At 39.6% G+C, this 17,104-nt stretch carries 17 protein-coding genes and 7 pseudogenes; 21 read left to right on the forward strand and 3 right to left on the reverse strand.

Features of this window, described 5'->3' with window-relative positions; genetic code table 11:
* Window positions 1–7 precede the first annotated feature (7 nt).
* The 6 genes and pseudogenes from PR675_RS10565 to PR675_RS10590 all read left to right on the forward strand — a co-directional run bounded on the left by PR675_RS10565 (window position 8) and on the right by PR675_RS10590 (window position 4,592).
* Entirely contained in the window at window positions 8–532 is a 525-nt protein-coding gene (locus tag PR675_RS10565) for a fimbrial protein (protein WP_231405893.1), read from the forward strand.
* Complete coding sequence (locus PR675_RS10570) at window positions 529–1,056, forward strand: fimbrial protein (protein WP_239686432.1); 528 nt, start codon at window positions 529–531, stop codon at window positions 1,054–1,056. The genes PR675_RS10565 and PR675_RS10570 overlap by 4 nt, the downstream gene beginning before the upstream one ends.
* Window positions 1,053–1,616, forward strand: coding sequence for a fimbrial protein (locus tag PR675_RS10575; RefSeq protein WP_060560631.1), 564 nt, complete (start codon window positions 1,053–1,055; stop codon window positions 1,614–1,616). The genes PR675_RS10570 and PR675_RS10575 overlap by 4 nt, the downstream gene beginning before the upstream one ends.
* A gap of 226 nt (window positions 1,617–1,842) precedes the next feature.
* The gene (locus PR675_RS10580; protein ID WP_060560630.1) at window positions 1,843–2,877 is read left to right on the forward strand and encodes a hypothetical protein; all 1,035 of its coding nucleotides are present in this window, start codon (window positions 1,843–1,845) and stop codon (window positions 2,875–2,877) included.
* 283 nt (window positions 2,878–3,160) lie between these two features.
* Window positions 3,161–3,543 (forward strand): annotated as a pseudogene (locus PR675_RS10585) (transposase); the annotation flags it as partial.
* 365 nt (window positions 3,544–3,908) lie between these two features.
* On the forward strand, window positions 3,909–4,592 hold the full coding sequence (locus PR675_RS10590; RefSeq protein ID WP_004927246.1) for a TenA family transcriptional regulator: 684 nt from the start codon (window positions 3,909–3,911) through the stop codon (window positions 4,590–4,592).
* Window positions 4,593–4,700: 108 nt separating this feature from the next.
* On the opposite strand, the pseudogene PR675_RS10595 reads toward PR675_RS10590, so the two are convergent.
* Window positions 4,701–5,109: pseudogene (locus PR675_RS10595) on the reverse strand (DUF6122 family protein).
* Window positions 5,110–5,659: 550 nt separating this feature from the next.
* Between PR675_RS10595 and tkt the strand changes: the two are divergent.
* From tkt to PR675_RS10645, 10 genes and pseudogenes are all read left to right on the forward strand, one after another.
* Window positions 5,660–7,654, forward strand: a complete 1,995-nt coding sequence (gene tkt / locus PR675_RS10600; RefSeq protein ID WP_004927251.1) for a transketolase — start codon at window positions 5,660–5,662, stop codon at window positions 7,652–7,654.
* Window positions 7,655–7,962: 308 nt separating this feature from the next.
* Window positions 7,963–8,982 (forward strand): erythrose-4-phosphate dehydrogenase, encoded by a 1,020-nt coding sequence (epd, locus tag PR675_RS10605; protein ID WP_004927255.1) that lies wholly within the window; start codon window positions 7,963–7,965, stop codon window positions 8,980–8,982.
* A gap of 85 nt (window positions 8,983–9,067) precedes the next feature.
* Entirely contained in the window at window positions 9,068–10,231 is a 1,164-nt protein-coding gene (gene pgk, locus PR675_RS10610; RefSeq protein ID WP_004927258.1) for a phosphoglycerate kinase, read from the forward strand.
* Between the two features lie 59 nt (window positions 10,232–10,290).
* Complete coding sequence (gene fbaA / locus PR675_RS10615) at window positions 10,291–11,367, forward strand: class II fructose-bisphosphate aldolase (RefSeq protein ID WP_004927260.1); 1,077 nt, start codon at window positions 10,291–10,293, stop codon at window positions 11,365–11,367.
* A gap of 325 nt (window positions 11,368–11,692) precedes the next feature.
* Window positions 11,693–12,283 (forward strand): annotated as a pseudogene (locus tag PR675_RS10620) (IS3 family transposase); the annotation flags it as partial.
* A gap of 429 nt (window positions 12,284–12,712) precedes the next feature.
* A complete protein-coding gene (locus tag PR675_RS10625) occupies window positions 12,713–13,066 on the forward strand; it encodes a hypothetical protein (protein WP_040132845.1) in 354 nt (117 codons plus the stop codon).
* A 179-nt stretch (window positions 13,067–13,245) separates the two neighbouring features.
* Complete coding sequence (locus tag PR675_RS10630; RefSeq protein ID WP_101495236.1) at window positions 13,246–13,428, forward strand: hypothetical protein; 183 nt, start codon at window positions 13,246–13,248, stop codon at window positions 13,426–13,428.
* Window positions 13,429–13,444: 16 nt separating this feature from the next.
* Window positions 13,445–13,771, forward strand: coding sequence for a hypothetical protein (locus PR675_RS10635; RefSeq protein WP_101495235.1), 327 nt, complete (start codon window positions 13,445–13,447; stop codon window positions 13,769–13,771).
* 123 nt (window positions 13,772–13,894) lie between these two features.
* Window positions 13,895–14,224 carry a DUF3969 family protein gene (locus PR675_RS10640; RefSeq protein WP_040132847.1) on the forward strand — a complete coding sequence of 110 codons (330 nt, stop codon included), beginning with the start codon at window positions 13,895–13,897 and terminating at the stop codon, window positions 14,222–14,224.
* Between the two features lie 11 nt (window positions 14,225–14,235).
* A pseudogene (locus PR675_RS10645) lies at window positions 14,236–14,504 on the forward strand (PAAR domain-containing protein).
* 196 nt (window positions 14,505–14,700) lie between these two features.
* Here PR675_RS10645 and PR675_RS10650 read toward each other — a convergent pair.
* Window positions 14,701–14,832, reverse strand: a pseudogene (locus tag PR675_RS10650) (tyrosine-type recombinase/integrase); the annotation flags it as partial.
* A gap of 228 nt (window positions 14,833–15,060) precedes the next feature.
* On the opposite strand from PR675_RS10650, the gene PR675_RS10655 reads away from it, so the two are divergent.
* The 5 genes and pseudogenes from PR675_RS10655 to PR675_RS10675 all read left to right on the forward strand — a co-directional run bounded on the left by PR675_RS10655 (window position 15,061) and on the right by PR675_RS10675 (window position 16,854).
* Window positions 15,061–15,675, forward strand: a complete 615-nt coding sequence (locus tag PR675_RS10655) for an S-type pyocin domain-containing protein (RefSeq protein ID WP_272582743.1) — start codon at window positions 15,061–15,063, stop codon at window positions 15,673–15,675.
* On the forward strand, window positions 15,603–16,013 hold the full coding sequence (locus PR675_RS10660) for a hypothetical protein (RefSeq protein ID WP_040132849.1): 411 nt from the start codon (window positions 15,603–15,605) through the stop codon (window positions 16,011–16,013). The genes PR675_RS10655 and PR675_RS10660 overlap by 73 nt, the downstream gene beginning before the upstream one ends.
* A 23-nt stretch (window positions 16,014–16,036) precedes the next feature.
* Window positions 16,037–16,093 (forward strand): hypothetical protein, encoded by a 57-nt coding sequence (locus PR675_RS10665; protein ID WP_080739801.1) that lies wholly within the window; start codon window positions 16,037–16,039, stop codon window positions 16,091–16,093.
* Window positions 16,094–16,106: 13 nt separating this feature from the next.
* Window positions 16,107–16,472, forward strand: coding sequence for a DUF4279 domain-containing protein (locus PR675_RS10670; RefSeq protein WP_230089034.1), 366 nt, complete (start codon window positions 16,107–16,109; stop codon window positions 16,470–16,472).
* Window positions 16,473–16,585: 113 nt separating this feature from the next.
* Window positions 16,586–16,854: pseudogene (locus PR675_RS10675) on the forward strand (PAAR domain-containing protein).
* 108 nt (window positions 16,855–16,962) lie between these two features.
* Here the strand turns inward: PR675_RS10675 and PR675_RS10680 are convergent.
* A pseudogene (locus PR675_RS10680) lies at window positions 16,963–17,104 on the reverse strand (integrase); the annotation flags it as partial.

Consider the following 17,104-nt stretch of genomic DNA (forward strand, 5'->3'; position numbering starts at 1 on the left):
CATCACTATGACAATGAGACGATGTCGACTGCCGAAAGTGCTGGCAACGAGTCTGTTGATGAGCAGCTTGATGCTGTGTTCAGCGGCGACCCTTGCAGAAACCTATACCTTAACCGTGAAGGTCACAGTGGTTGAGAAGACCTGTGATATCTACGGGCCTGACGGGATTGGACAGCCCATCAATGTGGCGATGGGCGACCTGATCATAAAAAACATCGATGGCGTTAGCTACGGGAAAACTGACATTCCGTATACTCTAAGTTGCGACGATGCAGCAAGTAATCCAGCCTTAAAACTGAAATTTGATGGTCCCCGCATGAGTGGCCAAGCGGCGAATGTGTTGTCCACCTCGGACAAGAACTTAGGATTACGCCTTATGGCGGGTAACAGTAATCTGAATTTAGGTGTCTGGCGTCATTTTAATTATAGCACTCAGCCAACCCTCAGTGTGATACCGATTGGCAGTGGGACTGGGGGGATTAATGACGGTCAGATGACTGCATCCGCGACGTTGAGTGTGGAGTATCAATGATGATGAACCGACAAGCTAAGGTATCTGTGATGGCATTATGGCTAAGCAGCTTGATGCCGCTGACGATGTATGCGGTAGATGTGAATTTTACCGCCAACTTAATCCAAAATCCACCGTGTGATGTGGTGGGGCCGGACGGGGTTGACCAGCCGATCCGCGTGCCATTTGGCGAGGTGGGGATCACCAAGATTAATGGTGAAAACTATCGCCAAGACTTTACCTTGACGCTGAGTTGCGGAACAGGGCTTGGGAATGCCGTGGCGTTATATCTTGAGTATCGCGGGATGGTCGCGGAGAGTTTTGATAATAAAGCCTTGCAAGCTAGTCAGACTGGGTTGGGGGTACGATTATACCATCAAGGGGTCGTCATACCACCTAACACAGGGACACCGATAACGATGTCGGATAATGGCGTTGCAACTTTACCCTTGTATGCGGTGCCAGTGAAGGATACTGACCCGTCTGCAATGTTATATGAAGGGAATTTTACCGCGACGGCCAGTGTGGAGATGAATTACCCATGAAGATATTCAATCACAAGAGAACTTTCTGGATGTCGATGAGTGCAATACTGTGGTGTTGCAGTTCTCTACCGTCAGTGGCTCAGGCGGCGAACAGTAATGATATTCAGTACAGTGGAACGTTGATTGCGTTGCCGTGCACGGTTGACCCGAATTATGAGAACTTTGGAGTTGACTTTGGGGGCAATATTAATTCAAAGGATTTGGTGGATGGACAGCGTCGTTACAGTAAAGAAGATATTCTATTTCATTTGACGGATTGTGATACTTCTTTGGGAAATAGTATTTCAGTGAAATTTAGTGGTGTTTCGACGACCGACAATGGATTACTGAATGTAGATGCTGGAAGTCAGGCTAGTGGGATTGCGATAGGTCTTGAAACCCCGAGTGGGGTAGCGTTACCCATTAATAACACTCAGGTAGAGCCTTTAATGCCGATAAAAAAAGGGGATATGACGATACGGTTACGGTCATATATACAGGCAGTGGAAGACGCAACGGTAGAGAGCATTCAGCCGGGTTTTTTTACGGCGACGCTGACGTATATGTTGATATATCAGTGAAGCGATGCTCCATTTTACGGGGTAGAGACGGGGTGTTTTCTATCAGGCTAGTGCAAGACTATATACGTCAATGCTCGCTAAGGTTTAGTAGTGATTTATTTGCCATCTATTGCTTAGTATTTATCTCACAATAACAGTTTAAGCGGTGGCAAATTTCTTGGTATTCAATTTCAAAATAGATTTCGTTGATGAGTATTCATTATCAAGCGACACAAGGAATCCATAAATGCGCATTCAGTTAGCTCTTTTGCTATTCACTTTTCCATTAACTTCTATTGGGGCATCTTACTTCAATCAGAACAATACTCCGCAAAGAGCAATAGGATATGGTGAAGGGTCTTTTTCAATATTTGGAACAGTATATAAAATCCAAGATAATATTGATCGGCGTCCTATAACCGATTCTGCTGGGTATGATACTGGAGTTATGTCCGCTGAAAGTTATGGCTACTCCGGTGGAGCAGTGACTATTGATGCTAAATACAATACACTTTCTAACGTATCAGGAGGATCATCATGTTATTTGTATGGAACTCTATACTTTTCTGAGTCTGACGGCTGGTATGATTACAGTTACGGGCATCTGCGTTGGGATGTGTTTGGTGATGTATTTTATGATCCCAATCTGTATATAAAGGTTGATAAACCATGTAATCAAGCTATTTTATCCGATTTACCGACAGTTAATATTCCATTACCAAGCATCAACAAATTTTATATTTGGCGGGCTATATCTGGTATATGTGCCAATCGGTCTTGCTCAAATGGAAGTTATAATCATACTCGGGTTTTACCTCGTAATGGGTCTATGACTGCTTTGGCAGATGTAATCGCTTGCACATCAAATACAGTCAACAGTTCTACTTGCCGGTCTTTATTTTATAATACTGTACGTGGCACTGATATTCCTTCTGGGTTAATTCCTGACATCCCAGCTGTATGTAATGTGAATTTACCTGATCTGAACTTTGGAACTGTAGGCATGAATGACTGGGCTGGAAACATGGCTCAATCTATAGGCTCAGTATCTTGTACAAAGGATGCATCTATTACCTTTACTGTGGTTGGTGGAGATTCAGTTAAACTGGGCCCTTTTAATGCTTCTATTGGTATAAATGGGAAATTAGGCGGGTCATCGATCGTTAATACGGGGATAGGGGAAGTGACATTCACAATTGATGGACAGCTAAAATCGTCTACAGGGAGTGTTACAGCAGGGGAATATCAAACAAGTGTTGTAGTAATAGGTACAATTAATTGAAATGCATCTTACAATAAATAATAAAGCGACATCAATTTCATTGCTATTTACAAATTGAGTGATGCCATTTGCTCTAATTTTGGATATGCAGGTGCTATCAACGGTATTTTTATTTAGAGAAATGAGTGCATATTAGACTAATCTTATAAGTAATAGCTACAGAAATTGAATATGTTCCCATTTCTCAGAAATTTACTGGATTTATGAAAATTTGGAGTAGTAAAGTTAATTTGGTTACCAAGTCAGAGGTGATATATTACCTCATAAAAAACAGGTGACATTTATTGCAAAACGTATAAAACGATTTTTAAGTGCTGAACTTAAACTTGAAGCGACTCAATTTGTCATTGATTAAAATTGTTCCGCGGCCGAAGCTGCCAATGCCATGGGCGTGGGTAAATCAACCATTGGATAATGGGGGCGGCAACTCAAAAACGAGCGTAAAGGTATTTCGCCAAAAGCATCGGCAATGACACCAGAACAAGTTGAAATTCGTGCACTAAAAAAGAAAATTGCTCATCTCGAAAAGCATGACGAGCTCTTAAAGAAGGCTACTTTTCTGGTGATGTCAGACTCCCTGAACAACTTGCGATAATTAAAAAACTGAGCCAAAGCTATCGTATTCAAATATTATGTGGTGTGTTTAGGATTAAACTCTTTCCATATCACAATCCAATGAATCGGTAAAAATCCCCCCCTATCGTCATTATTCTTAGCGTCCATAAAAGCGACAAAATATCATCATGTACTTTTAATTAAAATAAAGTGATGAAAATATAATTTATATATTGGTAATTAGAATGGTTATTTTACTTTGTTAATAATTAGAATTATTTAAATTTGTATATTTCATGATGTTATTTTTATTGGTAAATTAATAGGGTAATAAATTATTAATGATTAATATAATTAAATATAAGTCAATGTAACTGAAATATGCCATGGTTATTTTAAAGGAAATGATTAATTTACTTTTATCTTGTTTGATAAAAAACGTATTCTTCCCTGAAAATAAACTTGGAGGTTGATGTATGTCATTGAATATAGAATTAAAAAATCAATTGGAATCATCTATACTTGATTTAAATCTACCTGAAAATCCCTACTTTAAATCTCTGACTTCTGGTGAAATGACCCATGAACAATTTTTAAATAGCCAATTAGAATTTGCATCGATGGTTTATTTTTTCAGTAGGCCAATGGCACAAATTATTGCCAATATATCCGACCCCATTTCACGAATTGCCTTGGTGGGTAATCTTTGGGAAGAACATGGTCAAGGTATCAAGGAAAATGTACATGGAAATACAATCTTAACTTTGATCGAACGTTTAGGCGGTGATATATCCAGTATTGACTTACAGAACCCCCCTCCGAATGCTCGGATCTTTAATGAAGCATTACGTGGAGTTTCTGCTTTTTGTGATTTTCGTTTTGCTGCTTCTATGTATGCAGGTATTGAGAGAACGTTTGTTGATGTATCGTGCATGATATTTGAAGCTATAACTAAAGAGGGTTGGCTGCCAGAAGATAAGATCACCCATTATGGTTTACATCGAGAACTGGATATTGAGCACTCAGAAGATTTTTTGAAAGTAGTCAATCAATATTGGGATGAACCAAAATATCAATTTATGATTAAAGAAGGTATCAAATTTGGCTGCCAATTATTTGCTAATGCATATGTTGGTTTTTATCGGAGCATGGGCAAGTAGCTCCAAGGATATTTATTGTTTTTAGTGATATAAATAAAATGTAGAATTTGGCTATTTATGACTATTGATATTTATTATCATAAATAGCCGATTTTGGTTTGTATATGGCTAACCACTAATATAGTGATAGTGGGGGCTGTGCATATGATATTTCTCAATGAGAACGATATAGGTGGTATTTTGTTTTAAATTTCCCATATAACAATCCAGTGAGTCGGTAAAAAGATGGAATAAATACCCCACCGCAATTGCTTTTAATTTCCATGATGGTAGTAAAAATATCATCACATATGCGATAGCCGCCCAACCAGTGTGTAACGAATGGAAACCAATACTTTATTGATTAGGCTCAAAAATCGGATAGGCCAGTAAATGATCTAAATCGACTGTCATGGTTGTTATCATCAATAATGCTGCTAATTTTCAGCTAGTTTCGCCAAAATAGATAGCCAAATAAGATTGTCACTAAAAAATGAAAGCCGTAGTGCACAATATTGCGAAAAATTTCAAATGCCACAATTAAACCTCTAATGCATTATTTTTATTTATTAGCAGATATCTCTTCTTCATTCCTATCTGCATTGGATTATTCAGCGCTTTTGAGCTAAATATACTCATTTTTTGGCGGCTAGCGTGCTCCTGTTGTATCGAGATTATAACCAAGTCGTATAACGAATAGGGATTTTTTGTTTCGATGTGTAGAGCCACGCTTATCTCTTATCTAATCCACCAATTTTTCATAGCAAAATTTGCTAATAATCACTATTGTTATCCCTAAATGCATAAGAATGACAAATCACCTTGATCCCTGATGGTAAACTCAGGTTTAATAAGGGTAATGATTTGCGCAAAAAAATCATCTTTAAGTGATATTTTGCGCAATGGAAAGGATTCAGCTCTGAAATAGTTTAATTTATTGACGATTCGCGGGCACGAATGTAGCGAATAATTGCTGTGTGGAGCAAATTGCGTTAGTTTCATAGCTTGTCTGTGAAAAAGTGCAACAATTCCATATTGCGTTGTGAAAATTGGTTTAAGTACGTTTTTATCCGACCTGGAGTATACTAATGACGACTCGTAAAACCCTTGCTAATGCTATCCGCTTTCTAAGTATGGATGCGGTTCAAAAAGCAAAATCAGGGCACCCTGGTGCGCCTATGGGCATGGCTGATATTGCTGAAGTGCTGTGGCGTGACTATATGAATCATAACCCAGCAGATCCACACTGGGCTAACCGTGACCGCTTTGTGCTGTCAAATGGCCATGGTTCAATGTTGATCTATAGCTTGCTGCATCTGACGGGTTATGACTTATCTATGGATGAGTTAAAAAACTTCCGCCAGCTCCACTCTAAGACCCCTGGCCACCCTGAATATGGTTATACTCCAGGTGTTGAAACCACAACCGGTCCATTAGGGCAAGGTATCGCAAACGCAGTTGGTTTTGCTATTGCAGAGCGTACATTAGCTGCTCAATTTAACCGTCCAGGCCATGACATCGTCGACCACCACACCTATGTGTTTATGGGCGATGGTTGTATGATGGAAGGGATTTCCCACGAAGCCTGTTCTTTGGCTGGTACGCTGAAGTTAAACAAACTGATCGCGTTTTACGATGATAACGGTATCTCTATCGATGGTCATGTACAAGGTTGGTTTACAGACGATACGGCAGGGCGTTTTGAATCTTACGGCTGGCATGTTATTCGTGATATCGACGGTCATGATGCTGACCAAATTCATGCTGCTATTACTGAAGCACAGCGCGAAACAGACAAGCCAACACTGATTATGTGCAAAACCGTGATCGGCTTTGGTTCACCCAATAAAGCAGGCACTGAATCAGTCCATGGTGCACCATTAGGTGATGCTGAAATTGCGGCGACTCGTAAAGCTCTGGATTGGCAATATGGCCCATTCGAGATCCCACAAGAAATCTATAAAGCTTGGGATGCGCGTGATGCAGGTAAAGAAAAACAACATGCTTGGAATGAAAAATTTGCCGCTTATGCAAAAGCATTCCCTGAATTAGCTGAAGAATTTAAACGTCGTATGGCGGGTGAGCTACCGGCGAATTTCGATGCAGAAGCGAAAAAATTTATTGAACATCTGCAAGCGAACCCTGCGAATATCGCAAGCCGTAAAGCATCACAAAATGCATTAGAAGCCTTCGGTAAAGTCTTACCTGAGTTCTTAGGCGGCTCTGCTGACCTAGCACCAAGTAACTTGACAATGTGGTCAGGCTCTAAACCACTGAACGAAGACAAAGCGGGTAACTATATCCACTACGGTGTCCGTGAATTTGGTATGTCAGCAATCATGAACGGTATCGCTCTGCATGGCGGTTTTGTTCCTTATGGTGCAACATTCCTAATGTTCGTTGAATATGCGCGTAACGCGGTGCGTATGGCTGCACTGATGAAAGTGCGTAGTATCTTTGTTTACACTCACGACTCTATCGGTCTGGGTGAAGATGGTCCAACTCACCAACCTGTTGAGCAATTAGCTAGCCTGCGCGTGACGCCAAACATGAATACATGGCGTCCATGTGACCAAGTTGAATCAGCGGTGGCATGGAAATACGCTATTGAACGTAAAGACGGCCCAAGTGCGCTTATTTTCTCCCGTCAAAATCTGGAGCAACAACCTCGTACAGCGAAACAATTAGCTGAAATCGAGAAAGGGGCTTATATCCTGAAAGATAGCGAAGGTCAGCCTGAGCTTATCTTTATTGCGACAGGTTCAGAAGTTGAGTTGGCGGTGAAAGCTGCGGATCAACTATCTGGCGAAGGTCATAAAGTGCGTGTTGTTTCAATGCCTTCAACTGAAGTATTTGATAAGCAAGATGCGGCATACCGTGAAGCTGTTCTACCTTCAAGCGTCACTAAGCGTGTTGCGATTGAAGCGGGCATTGCAGATTACTGGTTTAAGTATACAGGTCTGAATGGTGCTATCGTTGGTATGCACTCATTTGGTGAGTCTGCACCTGCCGAAGAGCTATTTAAAGAGTTCGGTATTACTGTTGAAAATGCGGTAAAAGCAGCGAAATCATTGCTGAAATAATTGCGGTTACGGCCTAGAGATAGGCAGTAATCACGAGTGAAAATACGCCTCTGTATCAATTTTGGTGCAGGGGCGTTGTTTTTTTGTGCATTTCATTGGGTTTGACTATTGCGTTCTGTGAATATATCCCTTAATCTAATTCTTAATTAGCTGAACCGTTTCAGTCTTTGCTGTGATTGAGATAAAAAATTTCAAAAATGTCGAGTGAAGCACACTTTTGATGTTTGACAGTTAAAATCAGCAGTAGAGTTTGTGTGAGTCAGTTATCCTTATCAGCCGTGTGATTTTGTTGAAATTCAAGGTGTAGGATGCCAATAAAAGTGGCGATTAACGGCTTTGGCCGGATCGGGCGGAGTGTACTAAGGGCGTTATACGAGTCAGGGCGGCGTGCTGAAATAGTCGTTGTCGCGGTCAATGAGCTAGCAACTCCTGAAGGGATTGCTCATTTGCTCAAGTACGACTCTAGCCATGGGCGCTTTGCTTGGGATGTCCGTCTTAATGGTGCGTTGTTACAGGTTGGCGACGATAACATTCGTCTTTTCCATCAGCCTGATATCGGCGCCTTACCTTGGAAAGAGCTAGGGGTTGATGTCGTACTTGATTGCTCTGGGGTGTTTGGTTCCCGTGCAGATGGCTTAGCACACCTTGAAGCAGGCGCGAAGAAAGTACTGTTCTCTCACCCTGGTACGGATGATTTGGATGCGACAGTTGTCTATGGTGTTAATCATGATAACTTAACGATTGAAGATAAAATTGTTTCAAACGCATCTTGTACCACAAATTGCATTATCCCGATTATTAAATTACTCGATGATGCTTTTGGGATTGAATCGGGTACGGTGACAACGATCCACGCATCAATGAATGATCAGCCGGTGATCGATGCGTATCATCATGATTTAAGAAGAACGCGAGCGGCTAGCCAATCTATTATTCCTGTTGATACAAAGTTGGCAGCAGGAATTACGCGGATTTTTCCTAAATTCCAAGACCATTTTGAGGCGATATCAGTACGTGTGCCGACAACCAATGTGACAGCTATCGATTTGAGTGTTACCGTGCACAGTGATGTTAGTGTGGCTACAGTAAACGAACTGTTGCGAAGCGCCGCACATGGTCATTTTCGTGGTATAGTAGACTATACTGAATTACCGTTAGTCTCGATGGATTTCAATCATGATCCACACAGTGCGATTGTTGATGGGACGCAAACGCGAGTTAGCGGCAAGCATTTAATTAAAACCCTTGTTTGGTGTGATAACGAGTGGGGGTTTGCTAACCGGATGCTAGATACAACATTAGCGATGGCAGCAACAGGTTTCAACTAATTAACGGCTGACAGACGGTAGGGTAAACTGATACCCAAACAGCCATTAATGAAAACTTTATAGAGAATCAACAAGAGGATTCACCATGTCTGTAATTAAGATGACCGATTTGGACCTAGCGGGTAAACGCGTTTTCATCCGCTCTGACCTAAACGTTCCTGTAAAAGATGGCAAAGTTACTTCTGACGCACGTATCCGTGCTTCATTACCAACAATCGAAACTGCTCTCAAGCAAGGTGCTAAAGTCATGGTCACATCTCACCTCGGTCGTCCGACTGAAGGCGAGTACAATGAAGAATTTTCACTGCAGCCTGTTGTTGACTATCTAGCCGACAAAATCGATTATCCTGTTCGTCTTGTAAAAGACTACCTTGGTGGTGTGGATATCGCAGAGGGTGAACTTGTCGTTTTGGAAAACGTACGCTTTAACAAAGGCGAGAAAAAAGACGACGAAACGCTATCAAAACAGTACGCTGCATTATGTGATGTTTACGTTATGGATGCTTTCGGCACTGCTCACCGCGCTCAAGCATCAACGCATGGCGTGGCGAAGTTCTCTCCGATTGCATGTGCAGGCCCTCTGTTAAGTGCTGAACTTGAAGCATTAGGTAAAGCATTAGATAACCCTGCTCGCCCAATGGTCGCTATCGTAGGTGGCTCAAAAGTATCAACAAAACTAACGGTATTAGATTCTCTATCTAAAATTGCCGATCAATTAATCGTTGGTGGTGGTATTGCAAATACCTTTATCGCGGCAGAAGGCAACAACGTTGGTCGCTCTTTATATGAAGCGGACCTGATCCCTGAAGCGAAAAAATTACTGGCAAACTGCCATATCCCAGTTCCGACTGATGTTCGTGTGGCGACAGAGTTCTCTGAAACTGCCGAAGCGACACTGAAATCCAGTTCAAAAATTAAAGATGACGAGCAGATTTTGGACTTAGGTGATGAGTCTGCTGAGCGTCTGGCTGAAATTTTGAAAAATGCCAAAACCATTCTGTGGAATGGCCCTGTTGGTGTCTTTGAATTCCCTAACTTCCGTAAAGGAACAGAAATCGTTGCTCGTGCTATCGCCGATAGTGAAGCTTTCTCTATCGCGGGTGGTGGTGACACATTAGCGGCTATCGATCTGTTTGGTATCGCGGATAAAATTTCATACATCTCAACTGGCGGCGGTGCTTTCCTTGAGTTTGTTGAAGGTAAAAAGCTGCCAGCAGTTGTGATGCTGGAAGAACGTGCTAAAGCGTAATTAATTTGTCATGAACAACAGGCTGCCGATGCAGCCTGTTTAACACAGGACCTTTTCAAATGTCTAAAATTTTTGATTTTGTAAAACCGGGTGTTCTCACAGGTGATGATGTACAAAAAGTTTTCGCAGTTGCCAAAGAAAATAACTTTGCATTGCCAGCGGTGAACTGTGTCGGTACAGACTCAATTAATGCCGTACTTGAAGCGGCAGCGAAAGTACGTGCTCCAGTTATTGTACAGTTTTCTAACGGCGGTGCTGCTTTTATCGCAGGTAAAGGCTTAAAAGCGGAAGGCCAACAAGCGGCTATTTTAGGTTCCATTTCAGGTGCTCAACACGTCCATCAAATGGCTGAGCATTATGGTGTTCCTGTGATCCTGCATACTGACCACTGTGCACGTAAATTGCTGCCATGGATTGATGGTTTGCTAGACGCAGGTGAAAAACACTATGCGAAAACCGGTAAGCCTCTGTTCTCTTCACACATGATTGACTTGTCTGAAGAAACTCTGGAAGAAAATATCGAGATCTGTGCTAAGTATCTGGCTCGTATGGCGAAAATCGATATGACGCTGGAAATCGAACTGGGTTGTACTGGTGGTGAAGAAGACGGAGTTGATAACACCGGTATGGATAGCTCTGCGCTGTACACTCAACCAGAAGACGTTGCTTACGCGTATGAGAAACTGAGCGCAATCAGCCCTCGTTTCACTATCGCTGCTTCTTTCGGTAACGTTCACGGTGTTTATAAGCCAGGTAACGTACAGTTAACACCAAAAATTCTACGTAATTCACAGGACTATGTTTCTGAGAAATTTAACCTGCCTCACAACAGCCTAGACTTTGTTTTCCACGGTGGTTCTGGTTCAAGCGCTGCTGAAATCAAAGAAGCTGTTAGCTACGGTGTTATCAAAATGAACATCGATACAGATACTCAGTGGGCAACTTGGGAAGGTATCCTGAACTACTACAAAAAGAACGAAGGTTATCTGCAAGGTCAGTTGGGTAACCCAGAAGGTGATGACAAGCCTAACAAAAAATACTATGACCCACGCGTATGGCTGCGTAAAGGTCAAGAATCCATGGTTGTTCGTTTAGAGCAAGCGTTCAAAGAACTGAACTGCGTTGACGTTCTATAATTGTGCTTAGGCTTGGTTAACCAAGCTAATCGCTAAATCAATCCCTCAGTAGGGTTATCTTACTGGGGGATTTTTTTGATCTTTTTGCTATCGCTAGATAAAGCCTCTTATGTCAAAATCAATCCCTAAGAACCCTTTATCTGATGCTGAAAAAGCGGGTCAACACTGGCAATCTCTATTAAACAGGCCAGAGCCACAGCGCCTTAAATCGGTTCTTGAGTCCACCGCATCTCAGCTCTCTCAATCTAAGAAAATAGATATTTACGATGCAATTGCTAATCGTAAACTGTATTCAGGACTCGTATTTACCTGCCAAATTGGTGATCTTCCTGTAGTGAGCTGTCAAATATCGAAATATCGGTATAAAAAAGCAGCACAAGAACATGTGGAAATACCGAATTATTTAGCACCCAGTTTGCAGTGACAAAGCCGGAGCAAGTTTGGGCGGGTGACCGTTGGATGTATTTAGCTGTTGTGATGGGCTTGTTTGCCGAAAATCGATTGGTTGGGCAATGTCATTATCATCAAATAGTCAGTTAACGAAAAGCGCTATCAATAGTTTTTGAATCAATAGGTAAGTCTAAAAATGTTCTGTTTCACTCGGATCAAGGAAACCATTATACAAGCCGTCATTACCGTCAGTTACTATGGTGTTATCAGATAAAACAAAGTTTATCTCGGTGAGGTAATTGCTGGGATAATGCACCAATGGAACGTTTTTTTAGAAGCTTAAAAAAACAGAGTGGGTGCCGAGACAGGTTATCGAAGTTTTACTGAAGCTCAGTACCAAATAATCCGTTATATGACCGGGTATTATAGTCAACTCAGACCTCATCAATATAATGGTGGATTAACACCCAATAAATTAGAGCGATTGTATTGGAAAAACTCTAAAACCGTGACCAATTTTTATTGACCACTACAAGCTGGCGGCTTTCCAATCCATGAAGGGCAGCCACAGATATACATTAACCTGCTACCCGATGCGAAAGATTTACGTGATTATATTTTAATTACGCCGATACCGTCATTGCCAGTGATTTATGTTTATTTAAGTAAAAAAAGCTGGCGATGTAACACCTAAAGGGCGCACATACACAAAGCATGGAGCAGAAAGAGCTGAAGAAAGAGGGTTTTCATCTGAACAGATTGATAATATTATAGATAATAATCAGAAAAGTAAAACCAAACAAATTGATCCTATGTCAGGAGAACAGACATGGCGATACCAAGACAAAAGAGGTAATACAGTTTTCACTGATGAGCATTCACAGTGTATTATAACTGTTTATTCTCATCCAAAGAACATTAATGATACTAAATATATTTCTAAGTCGAGGTAATAATGATTTTTGAAACACTAAAAAACATGAAATTAGATATAATTGAAGGTTTATATTTCGAAATCTCGGATTATTTTTTATCCATAGATAATATTAGTGATCTTGATATTACTAAAGATAAAATTCACTCTTTAACAATTAATGAAACCGGAAACAAATATGTAATTAAGGTCAATGCCAAAGGTTTAAGTGAGGAAGATATAAAAATAGTGTTTTTAAATTTCGTTCATTTTATTGAGTATAGTTATTTAACTATTTATTCTAAAAAAGAACTTGGTGATGAAATTGTTTATGAGTTAATATCATGTCTTTCAAGTAACGATGGTTTTTATTGTGAAGTTCACTTTAAATTATAAACATAGAGTGTGCTTATCTTATAATTTTAGGGTAGGTACATTATAATGCATTATCAATATAGATATGTGTTTAGGCCGGTTAATAACTTGTAACGTAAGGTTGTTTATTATACCTCTTTTGCTAATAGCATTTTTTATCAGTATTACTAGTAATGGGAAATTAGCCGAAGAATACAACCTTGATAAAAAATCCAGAAACAAATAAATTACAACAAGTAAGTAAAGATGACTCAGAAGGTAAGCCAGTAAAAGATATCGATTATGGTTATGATCAAGGCGCAGGAGACCCGCATGTTCATGATTGGGAATATCCATCAGAGTTTTCACCAAATAAAATCCGATCAAATGGAAGGCCACTATAACCCGGAGAAATCATCAATGATTAACACAGTAAATGTTCATGATGAAAATATACATGGAATTTTTTATGCAGATAAAGAAGAAGTTCTTGAGTTTTTTTTATCAAATAAGAAAAAAATACGGTTTAAAGAAGTAATTTATTGGGATTTGTCTGAATTCGAAAAACAAAATATAATATATGAGATAGAGCAATATAAAGAGATCCCTATATGGATTAAAGATGAGTTCGGAATAAAAAAAGCATTGCCTTTAGGTTGTTTTTTATACTATATAAATTCTAGTGTAGGTCTTTCTGGAATAGTAATAGCAAAAGATGCAAATTTTTCTGATGATGAAACCTCCTAAAATAATTATCAGTATATGTTAAAATACTAGTAATATATGTTGATTTATAAAAATAAAATGCTTCCCACTCGGCTAATTTTTTATATAAATCAAAATAATCCTTATAATCGATTAGGAATTTATATGAAACAAAAATTTTTTTATGAAATAGAAAGTACTAGCATAGATAAATTTACACTTGTATTTATTTTGGGTGTTTTGACTGGGCTAAAATCAAAAACACTATCTATAGATGAAGCTAATAATTTAATATTTAAACCTTATTACGTTAAGTTTTTTTCAGAGCATAAAGTATCCAAACATGTTACTGAAATCATTTCTAAAGGTTGTGAACTTGAGGATGTACTAGACCTTATTCCGGAAAAATTTGATTTAAATATCAATGAATTACTTAATGAAGTTACTCTTGAACTAGCTAAGTTAGAAAAATTTGAATATTCAAATATCAGATAAATGGTGCAATGATGCGAAGTATCGTAAACGGCAGAAAAATCATTTTAAAAAATGATACTACGAATACCGGAGGTACTGTGCTTACGGCTTCCTCTCTCGCCAAATAAACCCAAAGAGTCGCCTGTGTGGGCGACCCGGTTTATTACCCTTTATGTAAAAAACAGGGACTATCGTTGAAGGGAATAGCTTAATGAAAATTCATGATATTCCTGTCGCGCTAGAAGGCCATAACGTCGCTTGTGGGTGTTCAGGTGGCTGTATACTTGTCGCAGTAGGTTAAATTATAGCTTGATATCAGTACTCAGAATAAAAAATAAAGTCTAGGTAATGACCACCGTTACGAATATTCGCAAAGGTGGCTAAATGATATTATTCAGTTTGATTTATGCTCTAACTCATCAACATAATCCGCATACCACTGCATCATTTCACTTCTCGTATTGCAAATGGATCTCTTATATGACATAGCTAAAGTCTTAGTGATTCATTGGATTATTCAACTTGGCAAAGTCAAAAGGAGATATTGTTTTCTCCTGATTCGCATCCAAATAATCTGCCCACCATTGCACCATTAATCGACGTTCATCAATATGTCCGGCTTTATTCACCGTATTCTCGCTCATCGGTTTAAAGGGATCATGAACGCCTGTTGCGTATTACCATGAAGGAGATCGGTGAGTAACATTGATGGAGATCGGTTCGTGTCACTTTCACAGAACCATTGTTACATTGTCATCGATCAGGTACAACCCAAACTGATACCGTCCGAACAAGCTAAACCTACAGAATTTACCATTGCGTCTTTATTTGGTATTTCGACGGCTGAAGCCAATCCATTGATACTCATCCCGTTAGCGATGATATTTCTTCAGCAAATGGCGGTATCGGGCGGCGCAGCTCAGAGTCAAAATACCTGGCAATCCTCGGATAAGTTTTTTGATGATTACTCAACATCTCGTGTATCACCTACAATAAAAGTGAATGCTCCTTTACTATCAGCACTGAGTATCCTTGTGAGTATGGGATATGTAGGGTTTTTTACTCGTATAGAATCGAGTGACTCAAGTGATTTACTGACTTATGAGGATTTAAAAGAAAAGGCGCTCGCTAAGGGAACCGCGGCCACTCGAATACGTATGGGAATCGATGAAGATGGTCAAGTAGTCGGCTATCATACCTCTACGGAGAGTGGGCAAGACCAAGTTCCTGTTAGGATGATGGAACTCGCTTCAGAAGCGGAGGCGCAAAAAGTCCGTTCATTGGCGGTTTATCAAGCATCAGAAGGCTTACGATATGCGGGTAGTACAGCAGATGTGTACAAATTTATACCGATGACGGGGAAGACGTTTTTATCAGTTATGCGAAAAATGGTAATTTTGTGGGTATTCAATCCCAAATCCATGAGGAGGAAGGTCGAATTCACACAGGGCATCCACCGTCACTGCCTTTAGATATTAGACCGCATACGGGTAGCAATCAGCTCCCTGAGGCTCTTGATATTACGTCAGCGGGTGGCTTTCCTATTAATGAAGGGCAGCCACAGATATACATTACACCTGTACCGGATGCGAAAGATTTACGTAATTATATTTTAATTACGCCAATACCATCATTACCAGTGGTTTATGTTTACCTGAGTGAAAGTGCGGGTGATAATGGTGAAGAAAAACCTAAAAATAGTAAAATGTTAGATGATAAATATTTAAAAGATAAAGGTGTTGATGCGCATGAAATACAAAGTGAATTCTTAGGCAGTAATGCTGAAATAAAAAATATGACCTTTATGTAGATAAAGATTCTGGACAAGTCTGGATCTTTAGGAAAGGTGGAAAAGGTTCAGGAATACCTACTGGCGAATATATTAACTGATAGGAGTTATAGAATGACTAAAACAACAGTTCAGGCGGAGTTTTCAATTTCAGGTGATGAAAAATTAGATATCGTGAAAATAACTGAGATGCTAAATATTAATCCTAGTAAAGTAGCCGTAAAAGGTGAGCGGAATTTAAATGTAAAAAGAGAATTTTATCATCCAACCAGTTACTGGATAGTTCGAACAGATAAAGAAAAATCCTATGACGTGGAAATTCAAACGAAAAAAATACTTGAGAAATTTTCGGATAAAAAAAATGAACTTATTAAAATTAAAGAGTTATATAATGCAAGTATCAGTTTATGCTTATTTATAGAGATTGTTGATAATGAAAAACCTGCGATTGGTTGGTCTGCTGAGACAAATCTTTTTTAGGCAGTATTGGAGCAGAAAGTTTTCTAGATTTGTACATATACTAATTAATTGTATTTTGAGATAAGAATAAATAAACTAATGTAACTATGTACTAGGTCTTAAGGTTGATGATCATGCGTAGCACAGTTAATGGTCGTAAAGTTATTTTAAAAAATGATACCACCAACACAGGTGGTACAGTGCTTACGGGATCCTCCCTTGCCAAACAAGTCCAAGAAGTCGCCTGTGTGGGCGACTCGGTTTATTGCCTTTCATGTAAAAAACAGGAACTATCGTTGAAGGGGATAATTTAATGAAAATTAATGGTATTCCTGTCGCGCTAAAAGGCCATAAAGTCGCTTGTGGATGTTCTGGTGGCTGTGTACTTGTCGCAGCAGATTAAATTATAGCTCGATATCAGTAATTAGGAAAAAATAAAGTCTAGGTAATGACCACCTTTACGAATATTAGCAAAGGTGGCTAAATGATATTATTCAGTTTGATTTATGCTCTAACTCATCAATATATCCGCATACCACTGCATCATTTCCCTTGTTCCTTCCAAATACTGACCATGATTATAGGTTCCACGAATGGAATTTTTATCTTTATGCACCAATTGAGTTTCAATCCAAGCGCTGTTAAACCTGCCC

It is taken from the genome of Providencia sp. PROV261 (assembly GCF_028477945.1).
GTDB lineage: Bacteria > Pseudomonadota > Gammaproteobacteria > Enterobacterales > Enterobacteriaceae > Providencia > Providencia stuartii.